Source organism: Streptomyces tritici (genome assembly GCF_048500665.1).
In the GTDB taxonomy this organism is placed as follows: Bacteria; Actinomycetota; Actinomycetes; order Streptomycetales; family Streptomycetaceae; genus Streptomyces; species Streptomyces tritici.
In genome coordinates, this window is sequence record NZ_CP183183.1 from 7,265,394 (window position 1) to 7,277,411 (window position 12,018).

11 protein-coding genes and 2 pseudogenes are annotated in these 12,018 nt (G+C 66.7%); 6 read left to right on the plus strand and 7 right to left on the minus strand.

Annotated elements, in window-relative coordinates; all coding sequences use genetic code 11:
• Positions 1-226 precede the first annotated feature (226 nt).
• The 5 genes and pseudogenes from ACNJ93_RS33725 to ACNJ93_RS33745 form a co-directional block, all read left to right on the plus strand.
• A pseudogene (locus ACNJ93_RS33725) lies at positions 227-481 on the plus strand (RHS repeat-associated core domain-containing protein); the annotation flags it as partial.
• A gap of 63 nt (positions 482-544) precedes the next feature.
• Positions 545-1,507, plus strand: a complete 963-nt coding sequence (locus ACNJ93_RS33730; RefSeq protein ID WP_418961258.1) for a polymorphic toxin-type HINT domain-containing protein — start codon at positions 545-547, stop codon at positions 1,505-1,507.
• 126 nt (positions 1,508-1,633) lie between these two features.
• Complete coding sequence (locus ACNJ93_RS33735) at positions 1,634-2,269, plus strand: hypothetical protein (RefSeq protein WP_418961259.1); 636 nt, start codon at positions 1,634-1,636, stop codon at positions 2,267-2,269.
• 161 nt (positions 2,270-2,430) lie between these two features.
• Positions 2,431-2,754 (plus strand): annotated as a pseudogene (locus ACNJ93_RS33740) (MBL fold metallo-hydrolase); the annotation flags it as partial.
• A gap of 706 nt (positions 2,755-3,460) precedes the next feature.
• Positions 3,461-3,880 carry a hypothetical protein gene (locus tag ACNJ93_RS33745; protein ID WP_418961260.1) on the plus strand — a complete coding sequence of 140 codons (420 nt, stop codon included), beginning with the start codon at positions 3,461-3,463 and terminating at the stop codon, positions 3,878-3,880.
• A gap of 13 nt (positions 3,881-3,893) precedes the next feature.
• Here the strand turns inward: ACNJ93_RS33745 and ACNJ93_RS33750 are convergent.
• The 4 genes from ACNJ93_RS33750 to ACNJ93_RS33765 all read right to left on the minus strand — a co-directional run bounded on the left by ACNJ93_RS33750 (position 3,894) and on the right by ACNJ93_RS33765 (position 6,090).
• Positions 3,894-4,770, minus strand: a protein-coding gene (locus ACNJ93_RS33750; RefSeq protein ID WP_418961261.1) for an IS5 family transposase whose coding sequence is annotated in 2 segments (ribosomal slippage) — positions 3,894-4,710 and positions 4,709-4,770 — 879 coding nt in all. Because the reading frame shifts where the segments join, the coding sequence is not laid out codon by codon here.
• Positions 4,771-4,790: 20 nt separating this feature from the next.
• Positions 4,791-5,348 carry a hypothetical protein gene (locus ACNJ93_RS33755; protein WP_418961262.1) on the minus strand — a complete coding sequence of 186 codons (558 nt, stop codon included), beginning with the start codon at positions 5,346-5,348 and terminating at the stop codon, positions 4,791-4,793.
• A 10-nt stretch (positions 5,349-5,358) separates the two neighbouring features.
• Entirely contained in the window at positions 5,359-5,913 is a 555-nt protein-coding gene (locus ACNJ93_RS33760; RefSeq protein ID WP_418961263.1) for a hypothetical protein, read from the minus strand.
• Between the two features lie 33 nt (positions 5,914-5,946).
• The gene (locus ACNJ93_RS33765; RefSeq protein WP_418961264.1) at positions 5,947-6,090 is read right to left on the minus strand and encodes a hypothetical protein; all 144 of its coding nucleotides are present in this window, start codon (positions 6,088-6,090) and stop codon (positions 5,947-5,949) included.
• 153 nt (positions 6,091-6,243) lie between these two features.
• Here ACNJ93_RS33765 and ACNJ93_RS33770 point away from each other — a divergent pair.
• A protein-coding gene (locus tag ACNJ93_RS33770; protein WP_418961265.1) for an IS5 family transposase occupies positions 6,244-7,079 on the plus strand; the annotation gives its coding sequence in 2 pieces (ribosomal slippage) (positions 6,244-6,591 and positions 6,594-7,079; 834 coding nt in all).
• 897 nt (positions 7,080-7,976) lie between these two features.
• On the opposite strand, the gene ACNJ93_RS33775 is transcribed toward ACNJ93_RS33770, so the two are convergent.
• The 3 genes from ACNJ93_RS33775 to ACNJ93_RS33785 all read right to left on the minus strand — a co-directional run bounded on the left by ACNJ93_RS33775 (position 7,977) and on the right by ACNJ93_RS33785 (position 11,756).
• Complete coding sequence (locus tag ACNJ93_RS33775; RefSeq protein WP_418955196.1) at positions 7,977-10,691, minus strand: Helicase associated domain protein; 2,715 nt, start codon at positions 10,689-10,691, stop codon at positions 7,977-7,979.
• On the minus strand, positions 10,640-11,113 hold the full coding sequence (locus ACNJ93_RS33780) for a hypothetical protein (protein ID WP_418955195.1): 474 nt from the start codon (positions 11,111-11,113) through the stop codon (positions 10,640-10,642). Before ACNJ93_RS33780 ends, ACNJ93_RS33775 begins: the two co-directional genes overlap by 52 nt.
• Positions 11,114-11,234: 121 nt before the next feature.
• On the minus strand, positions 11,235-11,756 hold the full coding sequence (locus tag ACNJ93_RS33785; RefSeq protein WP_418955194.1) for a hypothetical protein: 522 nt from the start codon (positions 11,754-11,756) through the stop codon (positions 11,235-11,237).
• Positions 11,757-12,018 lie beyond the last annotated feature (262 nt).

A 12,018-nucleotide genomic window follows, 5' to 3' on the forward strand; every position in this document is an offset into this window, starting at 1 on the left:
CCTGGGCACCTTCGGTTACGACCCCCTCGGTACCCGCGCGAGCAAGACGCTGGCCGGCACGACGACGAAGCTCCTCACCGACGCCTCCAACCCTGCAGTCGAACAGAACGCAGCAGGCGAAACGACGGCCACGGTCACGGCGTCGGGCCTGGACGAGTACCTCCTGCGCACGGAGAACGGCAAGACCCAGGCCTACCTCACCGATGCCCTCGGCACCGTCGTCGGCCTGGCGAACGCCGACGGCACGGTAGCCACCCGCTACACCTACGACCCCTACGGCCAGCCCACGGCCACCGGCACGGCCTCGACGAACCCCTACACCTTCACCGGCCGAGAAGAGGACAAGGGCACCGGCCTCCTCCACTACCGCAACCGCTACTACCACCCCGAAACCGGCCGCTTCATCAGCCAGGACCCCATCGGCCACGCCGGCGGCGTCAACCTCTACCAGTACGCCCTCAGCAGCCCCACCACCTACACCGACCCCTCGGGCAACAACCCCCTCCTCGTCGGCTGCATCGGTGGCGCCATCGGCGAAGCCTTCATGGACTGGGGCCTCCAGCGCCTCTCCGGCAAGAAGGTCAACTGGGGCCAGGTCGGCAGCGCCGCCGTCCAAGGCTGCGGCATGGGGATGCTCGGCGGACTCGGCAGCATGCTCAAGTGGGGCAAGAAGGCCGCGACGGGCTGCAAGGTGGGCGTCAACAGCTTCACCGGCGACACCCCGATCCTGATGGCCGACGGCACCCACAAACCCATCAAGGACATCCACGTCGGCGACCGAGTCCTCGCCACCGACCCCGAAACAGGCGAAACCGGCCCCCGCGCTGTGATGGCACTCATTCAGAGCGTGGGCGAGAAACAACTGGTCGACATCGCTGTAGACAGTGACGGCACCGCAGGAAGCACTAACAAGCTGACCGCCACAGATGGCCACCCCTTCTGGACTCCTGAACTCGGTCAGTGGGCAGAGGCGGGTGACCTCAATTCAGGTCAGTTGCTCCAGACCAGCGCCGGCACCTGGATCCAAATCACCGCGACCTCGACTCGTGCCACGTCCACGACTGTCTACAACCTCACCGTTGACGAACTTCACACGTACTACGTCGAGGTCGGTGCGACTGACGTATTGGTCCACAACGCTGGTTGCGGGCCAGTCAACGGAGCCGAGCCGAGCATGATCGGCAAGAAGGGCGTCAGCCGGGCAGAAAAGGAACTCACTGCAGCGGGACATAGAGTCCTCGGCAAGGAGTTCCACATTCAGCTGCCTGGCTTGGTTCGGGGGAGCAAGGGGAGCTACCGCAAGTTCGATCTGGTCACAGAGAAGGATGGCGTGCTTTTCTTTCATGAGGTCAAGAACGGCCGCAGGGCTGGGTACGGGTGGCGTCAGCGGCGGATGGACGACGCGCTCATGCAAGTGGGTGGGATTCCATATGGGTCAGGTGCCGGTTCGATGGCGGGAAATTGGCTGTCCCCGGAAGAGTTCGTCATCAATATCATTAAGTATTAGAACATGAATTACTGGTCCTTGCGGGCGGGGCGACTCCGCGGCAGTCGGCCGCTGGGTCGCCTCGCTCCATTATCTGAATCCGCGTGACCGTGGACGGCTGCATCTGACATGGGTAAGATGCGTCGCATGGTTACAAGTGAAATCAAGCGTGACGTTTATGCCCGGCTGCGATCGTCTATGCAGGAGCTTGGTCTTGAAAAGATTGCGAGGCGGCAGCAGTATCGCACTCAGTTGGGCGATGATGTCAGTGGATTTGTGGCGTTTGCCGACGCCACGAAGAAGACTCGCGACACCTTGTGGATCAATGTTTCCGTGGCCCTAGTGTGTGATGAAGTGGAGAGTCTGATATCTGAATGGTGTGGCGATTCAATCGAGCAACCGGTAACCGTTCAAGTGAACGTCGGGTATCTTGAAACGCCTGCACACTGGTTTGAGGTCGATTTCGGCACGGATAAGCCGATCGGTGATGGAGTCGTGAAGCTCTTGGAGGCGGTGCGCCTGAAGGCCCTTCCGTTCCTTGAAGGGCACTCCACGCTGGCTCCTGTCGCTGACCTTTTCGAAAAGGGCCTACCTATGGCTCCCCGTCATCGCGAAGAGAGGCTTCCCCTGCTTTTTGCGCTGTCGGGTGAGATTGAAAAGGGATACGCGATGCTCGGGCATATCATGGAGAAAGTCGAATCGGGAGAAAATCTCACTCTGCTGCCCAGGCGCCTTGCCTATATTGACGGCTTCACAAAGAGGTTTCCTCGGGTTTCGATGTGATGCCGAACGATAAGTCTGCTGATTGTTCCGGGGTTCTGTGTTGTGCAGGGCGGGGGCAGGTGGATTTACTAGGCCCATGCGGCGCAGTGATCTTCTGATTGCTTTTGGAGCTGGCGACTTGATAGAGTGGCATATTGCTCAAGAACCACACGGACTATACGCCGCTGCCGGGTGGGTGGCCAGATATTCACATGACGCCTGCGCAGGGAGTTCAGGCCCACCTTGACCTGTAAGGAGGTGCTCCGGCTGGTGTGATGCTGCCGATCCACTGGGGCAGTTTCAACCTGGCTCCGCATGCGTGGGCAGAGCCGGGGGAGTGGACAAGGGACGCGGCGGAGGAGGCGGGGCAAGCGGTGGCGTTCCCTCGTCCTGGTGAGCCGTTCGAGCCTGCAGAGAAGGTGCCCGCGGATGCTTGGTGGCGAGTTGTGTCGCAGGTTCCCGAAGGGGCGCCCGAGTACGATCTCGACCTGGCGGGGGATTGGTGACGCCGGGCGCGGACGAGTTGGGTGTCGACGGTCAGCCAATTCCCCACCCAGAACGTCACGTATTGGGCCAGGGGGACGGTGACGTCGCGACCTCCGTGTCCATGGGGGCGATGACCGTGCGTCGGGATCGCCAGGGCGCCAGAGGTTCCCGGGCTACCCGATAGCCAGACCGTCGTTCAGGCTGGTCAGGGCTGTCCAGGGTTGGCCCAAGGCCAGCGCGGAGCGCCGCCGAAGGCGCCCTTGACCGACCGGACCAGCCGCACGCTCAGCCGTCGGGCGGCCCGTCATGGCCCAACCCAGGTGGGGACTTACGTGACGCTGATCATGGAGATCCTGAGGAAGTGCATGACCGCTGGCACTGGGCAGGCCCGTGGCCCTGCTTGATCGCTTTTCGGCTGAGGATCGTGATCGTGCGCTGCGTGCTCTGGACGGCCCGTCCCGGCGGGAGCCTTCGGTCAGTGCCTAACGGTTCGTGCCCTTGCCGACCGGAGCGGGTTCATCTGCGGTTGTCGTCCAAAACACGCATCGTGGGTTCATGAGCACGCGCTGGAAGCCTCCCGAGTGCGGCGGAATGAGATCGGCCAGGAGAAGCATTCTCGCCCTGCGAGCATCGTCGAAGCGCACCAGGTACTCGCGGACCGGCGGCTACCCCTTGTGCTGCTCTAGGGCGTGTATCGGAAGTGAATCGTGCGCATAGAGTGTCGGCATGTCACTGGGTCACATAGTCGTCTCGTCCGGCCGTTCGATCCGGCTCACCGAGCTGCGGATGTCTTCGACCCACGGCGGGATGCTGGAGGGCTACCCGTGCAAGCGCATCAACGACCTGAAGGTCAGTTGGCTCCAGCGGCAGGCCGAACGCGCGTTTCCCTCCACGCCGGTCCATCTCGTTGCGCCCTCCCGTGAGTACCCGGAGGAGACCGCCGGCGCCTTCGGTCCCGTTGAGGTGCTGCCTTCCGTGGCTTGCATCGGTGTCTTCGGCTCCACGGCGCTCGACCCAGCAATGGACGGTTGGACCCTCGTCGTCGCCTGGTTCCAGTCGGCACCGGAGGTACCGGCTGGTGAGGATGCTGACCTGGCGCTTCGCAGTATTCGCTGGGAGGAGCTGGCCCAGGACTACGAGCTGTAGAGACGTGTACTGATCACAACCACTCGTTGATGGCCGCGACGAGGACTGTGGCTTCAAAGCGGACCGCGAGCTTGTCGTAGCGGGTGGCCACTGCCCGGTGGCGCTTGAGGCGGTTGATGCCGCACTCGACCGCGTGACGCTCACGGTAGTCGACCGGGTCGAATTGCGGTGGCCGGCCACCGCGGGAGCCTCTCTTCTGGCGGTTGCGTGCCTGGTCGGCCTTGTCGGGGATGGTGCAGCGGATCCCACGACGGCGCAGGTAGGCGCGGTTCTTACGGGAGGCGTACGCCTTGTCAGCACGCACCCGATGGGGACGGACGCGCGGTCGGCCCGGCCCGAGGCGGGGCACGCGGACCTTCTCCAACACCGGTTCGAACTGAGGCGAGTCGCCGCGCTGCCCTGCCGTCACCGCTATCGACATGGGCTTCTGGCCCTGCTCGACAGCCAGGTGCAGCTTGGTGGTGAACCCGCCGCGCGAGCGGCCCAGACCGTGATCAAGAGGCTCGGTGATCACGCCCCCCGGCGGTTCTTTCTGCAGGTCACCCCGCTTCCGGGCCCCGGCCGCATGCTGATGGGCACGACACACCGTGGAGTCGACGCTTAGCTCCCATGTGATTCCGCCTTTCGCATCGGCCAGGGACTGGAGCAGGGTGAGGAGTCGGTGCCAGGTACCGTCCCGTTGCCACCGGCGGAACAGGTCGTAGACCCGGCCCCACGGCCCGTACTCGACAGGCACGTCCCGCCACGGGACACCGGTCCGGACCCGGAACCGTATGCCGTCGATCAGCTGACGCCGAGGCCAGGTGGGCGGCCGCCCCGCCTTCGTCCCCCCTCGGCAACCACGGTTCCAGCGCCGCCCACTGCTCGTCCGTGAGATCTCCCCGCCCCATGAACCGTGATCATTCGTCGCTCAAGATCCACTTTTGATACACGGCCTAGCAGCCGGCGGAGTGAGCTGCTGGACAACGCGCAATGCCAGAGTGGGGCTCGTACTCAAGCAGATCATGCGCGGCATGCACGGCTGCGTTCTTCTCTGCACTTCACCCGGATGGGTGGGCCTGAGGGTGGAGGGCGCTGAGAAATGGGGTCGCAGTGAGTGGTCTGGTTCTGCAGACTCTGAGCTGTGGGTGGTGTAGTCGGTTCCGCCCCGGCGCCGGAGCAGGTAGTCGATCAGCAGCTGGCGGACGCCCTGGTGCTGGATGGGGTAGCGGTTGACGAGCTGGGCGACGGTGAGCTGGCCGCGATAGACGTAGGCCCGCAGGGTCGGCGGGGTGCCGGGCGGGAAGTGGCCCATGGTGTGCAGCACCTGCCAGGTGCCCAAGCCCGCGAACCGGGTCGCCCCCGCCTTGCTGCCGTGGGTCACTCCGAGCCGCTTGAACTCCATGCCGAAGTGCAGCAGCGCCGATGACGTCAGGTCCTCCAGCGCGATGCCACCCGTGGTCAGGGCGGCTGTCAGGTCGAAGTTCACCCGCACGCGGTCAGTGGTGAACGTCGAACGCGTCGGCCGCGGCGAAGAACTTCTCCAGCAGCGAATCGGGCTGGAGTTCGCGGAATCTCTGCGGGTAGTCCAGATTGTTCGCGCGGAAGCCGGAGATCGACGGCTGGATGACCCGCAGGCAGAACGCCAGCTTGAGGCCGGCGATCAGATCTGCGCTGTCACGGCGGTCTCCCTCGCGCGTCAGGACGCGTACCGACTCGGCGCCTTCGTCGTCGAATCCGCTGGCCTGCCACCTTTCCTGCCATGTGTCGCCCGGCATCTCCTCCAGGACGGAGAAGACCCGCCGGACGGCTGTCCGCCGGCGCCCCGGGTTCGGCTGGCCCTTGGTGACCCGCTCGACGATGCGCAGGATCTCGTCGGCCGGGGCCCGGGACAGGCCGCCGAAGGGGCCCGGCGGTGTGCTGGGCAGCGGCGCCGGTGCCGCCTTCAGCTCCGCGCCGGCGAACCGTGCCGTCGACCAGGTCCTCGCCGAGGGCCGTGAGATCTGCCACGAGGACGCCGCCAACCGTTGCCACTCGAGCACCACAAGGGACACGGCGGAATTCTTGGCGGTGCGCCAGCGGTCCGCTCAGTCGACCTCGACGTAGGTGACGATCAGGATGCTGCCGAGCGCGGTCGCGTAGAACACGACCCGGATCCCCTCGTGCTGGTAGTCGCGCAGCGCGGACGCCGTGGCGTGGGCCTTCCCCGCGCCCGGATCGGCGGCGATCACGTTGAGCGTGCCGTCGAGGTTCGCGGCTCTGCGCCGGGGTGAGGAGGCGGACCTGGGTCTCGGCCGGCTCGACGAAGACGATGCGGGGCCGGCGACCGCGGGAGTGCTTAGAGGCCCTAACAGAAGTTGATGATCATGTGACTTTCGGTTCGGATGGTCGTTGGTCTGGTCGTGGGGAAGCGTCAGTCGCGGCCGTGGATCGTGTCGGATGAACTGTGGTCGCTGATCGAGCCGTTGCTGCCTGAGCCGGCACCGAAGCAGGTGGAGGGTAGGCCGCGGGTGCCGGACCGGCAGGCCCTGTGCGGGATCCTGTTCGTCCTGCATACCGGGATCCAGTGGGAGTACCTGCCTCAGGAACTGGGCTTCGGGTCCGGAATGACCTGCTGGCGGCGTCTGGCCGCGTGGAACGAGGCCGGTGTCTGGGACCAGTTGCACCTGGTGCTGCTGAAGAAGCTGCGGGTCGCGAAGAAGCTGGATTGGTCGCGGGCGGTGATCGACTCCTCCCACGTCAGGGCCGCTCGGCGGGGCCCAAAAGCGGTCCCAGCCCGGTCGACCGAGCACGGCCGGGCAGCAAGCACCACCTCATCGTCGATGGCCAAGGCATCCCGCTCGCCGTGTCGCTGACCGGCGGCAATCGCAACGACGTCACCCAGCTGATGCCCCTGCTCGCGAAGATCCCGTCCGTCGCCGGCCTGGTCGGACGACCGAGGCGGCGACCGGACGTGCTGCTGGCCGACCGGGGCTACGACCACGACAAGTACCGCCGCCTGGTCTGCGCCCAGGGCATCAAGCCGATGATCGCCAGACGCGGAGTCCCGCACGGCTCCGGCCTCGGCGTCCACCGGTGGGTCGTCGAACGCACGATTGCCTGGCTGCACGGCTTCCGGCGTCTACGCGTCCGCTGGGAACGACGCGACGACATCCACGAAGCCTTCCTCGGCCTCGCCACCTGCCTCATCACCCACCGACACGTCCAACGCCTTTGTTAGGACCTCTAAGCACGTAGACCACCTGATGCACGCCGAGGGCGCCATCGGCTTCGCACTTGTGGAGGTGGCGTACGACGTGGCTGACCAGTTCGTGATCCACCACCCGCAGCACGATCCCTGGAAGCATTGGAAGCCGAACAGCCCAAGTCAGCCCAAGCCTTGGGAGGGGCAGACACATTCCGCTCCTCAGTACATCTTGAAGTACGCCGCTTTCCCGCCCAGCCTGAACATCGGGCGTCGCTGGACCGTGGAGCATCCACCGCCTCGCTCCCCAGACGTGGCGCATGCCTGACCCGCGAGACGCTGCCAACTACCTGGCCCGAGCAGTCTGGCGCCTGAGCGACTGCCGGGGGGCGTAGAAGGTGCACGTGCTGCGCGCTAGCCTCCCGGCATGGATCCTCGAGCGCCCTTCCACCCGGGCGATGGCCGTCAGCGCTATGCGGGCCCTGCTGTTGTTGTCATGCCTGACGGTCGCGAAGTCGCGGTCACCGCGTCCCTCGTTCTGCGCTACGACCCGCGCCGGAGCGACAACCGGGAGTCGGACCGGGACAGCACCTGGGCCGGCAGCATCACACTGGCAGATCCAGGAAGCTGCGTGGACCTCTTTGACGCGGACCCGGGAGTGCTCCGCCTGCCCGATGGCCGTGAGAGCGAATTCATGGCGACAAGCGGCCACACCGAGGTCGGCGTTGCAGGGCTTGGCCCAGCGCCCTTCGCTTTGCAGTGAAGTCTGTTCCCCCACAGACGCGGGGCCGCACAGCGCGCAACACCGTGGGTGCAGCAGAGTCCGCGTTGCACGTATTCGGTGTCGAAAGGCAAGGCGAAGGCCCCGGTGCCACGACGTTCCAGGTCTCCTCTTTACTGACCTCCCAGCTCAACGACGGCCGAAATGACATCTCATGCCCACTGCATGCCTAGCTTTGCGAGGGCGGCGCGCTGCCCCTCGTCGAGTTTGTCGCGTCGGCTCTTGGTGTTGGAGATCCATACGCCTAGCTTGATGATCACCGGGTCTGCTTCACCGTCGACTGCGATCTCTTCGGCGTGGCCGCGGGGCACTGGCCGGTGGGCGCCCTCCCGTTCGACCCACTGGGCCAGGGCTGCTAGGCCGCGCTGGAATGCCTGCTGCGCCTTGCTCGGGCCCTTCCCCGCCGCACGGGGTGCCGCCGGGGCGGGAGACGGGGCCTGGTCGGGCTGCATGCCCAGCGTGGTCAGTCGTTCCTGTTGTTCGGTGGACAGCAGTTTCCAGGTGCCTGGCTTGCGCTGCTGCTGGAGCCATCGCCCGATGTCGTCGCCGTCCATGAGTACGCCGGGTGCGATGTCGGGCAGGTGGCCGCCGGGTTCGTCCTGCGCGAGGTGGGCGAGGTGGCGGTAGTGGCGTTGCCAGTCGAGGGGCCAGGGGCAGTTCCAGTCTTCATCGATGGCGGTGAGCTGTGCCGCGCGTGTGGCGGCTCGTTCCGGGTCTTTGCCGAGGCCGCCCTCGCGGCGGAGGTTGGCGAGCAGCTGTCCGATGGCCAGCTGCTCTCCGTCTGCCTCGCCTTCGCCCCACATCGCGTCCTGGCGGGGTGCGAGGTGCCCATGCGCACGGTGGTAGGAGCGGAGTGCGGCGAGTTTGTTCTCCCACGCCTCGTCGCCGGGTTCCCACACCATCCCGGCGTCGTCGAGGAGCTCTTTGCGGTGGGAGTCGAGTTCGCCGGCGCGCAGCGCTTTTCGCTGTTGATGCACCCACCGGCCAAGGGGATAGTCCTTGGTCGTGCCGACCTCGGTCTCGACGTCATAGGGGACGGCGTGCAGGCCGGTGATGCCGTTCTCGGTACGCCACCGGACCAGGGCTTGGTAGCCCTCGAGCCAGACCAGGGACTGGGGGCGGATGACGCGGCAGCGGGTGAGGGCGGCGATGTCGGCGGCGTCACGGGGCTGGGCGAAGTTGACCACGATCGAGGTGACCCGGTCGACCTCCTGCTGCGCCTGGCTGGTCTCATCACCGTCACCGCCTTCGGTTCCCGCTGCGGGGGCGGGGCGGACGTGGAGGCGCCGGCGCTCGGTGCCGCGGGTCAGGGCACGGGAGGCGAGCTGGTCGACCATGCGCTCGGAGTGCGAGCGCAGCGCCTGGAGGATGTCGACGAGGGGCTGGTAGCTGGCGGAGGCGACCATGTCCTTCGGGTCCTCCCCGTGCTGCAGTAAGACCGGGATGATGATCCGCGCCGTCTTCACCGTGCCGTCCGGATTCGGGCGCAGCGCCCGCCCGATGTTCTGCACGACGTCGACCTGGGAGCTGCGGGAACCGACGATGCACACCGCCTCCACCCCGCGCAGTCCGGTGATGTCGACGCCGACGCCCAGGGCCCGTACCGATGCGAGGAACGCCCGGTGTACGCGCCGGTTCTGGGCGTTGATGCCGTTGGCGAACCGCTGGATCACGGCACGCCGGTGTGCGACGGGGTGATCCCCGCACAGCCAGTCCGCCCACACCCGCTCCGGGGGCACGTGGCGCCCGTCCTCGAGCTCGTACAGCCGCGCGTCGATCGACGACGCGGGCAGCTCCTCCGCCTCGGCCAGCGCCGCCGCGGAGGCCTGAGCGGCATACAGCTCGGCGGCGGTCGCCGGCATCTGCTCGGCGAACGCGCGGGCTTCCTCGACCCGCTGGTGGAAGGTCATGACGGTGTGCAGGTTCATCTGCGCCGCGTGTTCCAGCAGCGCGGCCTGGAGCAGCGCGAGCCGCCGGCCGCGCAGCGCGTCCTCCGACAACCCCAGGACCGGGTCGGGGTCCCGGATCTCCAGCACATCGATCTCGAAGCCCGCAAGGATCGAGCGTTCCACCGCCTCCGCCAGCCCGAGGTCGAAGATCCTGGTGCCGTAGGTGGCGCTGTCGTCCTGCATCGATGCGATCACCAGCTCTCGTCCGTCCTGGCCACGCTGCGGGCTGGGTGCGGCGAGGATGCGGGGGGTGGCGGTCAGGTAGAGCCGGAAGTCGATGGGGATGCGGGCGTTGTCGTGGATCGCTGCCCACGGCCGGCCCATGTCCCCGGCCGTCATGTGCGCCTCGTCCAGAATGGCCAGGTCGAACGGTGCCATCCCCTGGCCGTACAGCCGCTCTCCGCCCGCCAGGGCGGCCTCAAGCGGCCCCCGCACCGTCCGCCGGCCCGAAGGGTCCTCCGGGTCCTCGCGGTCCACCAGGGAGGCGTACGTGGCGAAGACGACCACCGGTCCGGACGCCGCCCACAGCGCGAGCTGGATCGGATTGGTCGTGGTGCGCACCCCAAGCTGCTCCAGGACCTCGTCCTTGTCCACGGAGCAGACCGCGATCATGGGCGCGCGGTGCCCGACTCGGCGCCAGGACTGGGCGCTCTGCACGATCAGATCCAAGGTGGGCACCATGACGAGGATCCGTCCGCCTGGGAAGCATTCCAGAGCGCTCGCGGCGGCCGTGATCGTCTTCCCGGACCCGGTCGCAGACACCCCCAGGGCCCGGGCCCCTTCAGCGGGCACAAATGACCTTGCAGGAAATCCCACCCATTTTCTAAAAGCCGCTTTCTGGTCCACCTGGTGTTTTCGGAGCTGAATCACACCGATTTCCTTTTCCTCTTCCCACCGCGCGCCAGCAGGCTTCGCCATCGGCCCGTTCTTGCATGCGGCAGGCTCCCCGAGGGGGACGGCAGGGGGTAGCGATCCCTGCCCCCGTGAGCCGGCAGCTCGTCCTCGAAGTCGCACGCCGCCACAGCGTTCCACCCTCCACGCCACAGCGTCTCCAGCACAGCCGTGACCGCGGCCACCATCGCACCGGGCGCCGCCCTCGCAACCGCTTCGCACTCCACCACCGTGGGCCACTCAAGGAACTCGAAAGGGTGCGCCTTCCTGCCCGTGGAGTAGTCATTGCAAGCACTGCTCACCCCCAGCGGCCCCACCACCAGGCCGCGGCCCTCCCCACCGGCGCCGAGACGCTCCTTCAGCCAGGTGATGACCATCGAGCTATCCGCGGCATCCACATAGATCGAGCAGCCCTCGTACGAGACTCCGGCGTTTTCCGACACAGCCACCCACCCTCTCCTGCCCGTCCTCAGCACACTGCGGACGGGCCGCCCTACCGCTCAGACCCCGTTCCTTATCCAGCCGCCCGTCACCAGCCGTGCTCGCTGGGCCCTATGACGCCGTATCCGATCATCCGGGCAAGGTGCTGCGCCCGTTCGTCCTCCCCGGGCCGGACGTGGACGTACACGGTGTTGCCGGGGCCGGCTCATGGTTGGCGTCCATCCCGAAGCACGCTTGTACCCCGGTCCGCGCATGTTCCGGACCGAGGCCGAGTTCGGGCACTGCCGGCCAACTGAGTGCCATCCACGCGATCTGCCCCCACCCGGCCTGACGCAGCACCTCCGGTGCTCTGCCCAGCAGATCACCCTCCACCGGCTCCACGACCGAGAGCGTCATCGGCAGCAGGCGAGCCAGCACCGGGGCGTCATCCGGAAGATCTACCCCACAGAAATGCTCGCCGCCTCCCGAGAACCAGCCCTGCGGGAACACCTCGCGGGCCCTCACGACGTCCTCCACCCGAAGCAACTCGGCATCCAGGTCGACACTCGCCCCCTCCCACAGCTCCCCACACCTCACCAGAGACACGGCCACGGCGATCACCGCCGCCACATCCCCGCCCTGATAGACCGGATAAGCCCTTGCATTACCCACAGAGCCCCCACCCTCCACACACGACACCAGAAGGGGTATCCCTCTCTTCTACCAACTCTACATGCTGCATCACCTTGGCCGCCCGCAGCCGCCCCCACCCTCTAGCCAGCCAGGACCGCGATAGCGGGCCAGACGGTCCTGGAGGCGCAGCCGGAAGGACTGTTGAGACGGGGGAGCGTAGCGGACCCGTCTCCCTGGGCCAGAGCGAAGCGAAGGCCCAGCAGCAGGACGCAGTCCTACTGCTTCGGAAGCGCAGCGGACG

Bases quoted from the DNA above. Each gene is read 5' to 3' on its own strand.
- ACNJ93_RS33775 (WP_418955196.1), bottom strand. From the start codon at position 10,691: ATGGCGAAGCCTGCTGGCGCGCGGTGGGAAGAGGAAAAGGAAATCGGT.
- ACNJ93_RS33745 (WP_418961260.1), top strand. From the start codon at position 3,461: ATGTCACTGGGTCACATAGTCGTCTCGTCCGGCCGTTCGATCCGGCTC.
- ACNJ93_RS33730 (WP_418961258.1), top strand. From the start codon at position 545: ATGGACTGGGGCCTCCAGCGCCTCTCCGGCAAGAAGGTCAACTGGGGC.
- ACNJ93_RS33735 (WP_418961259.1), top strand. From the start codon at position 1,634: ATGGTTACAAGTGAAATCAAGCGTGACGTTTATGCCCGGCTGCGATCG.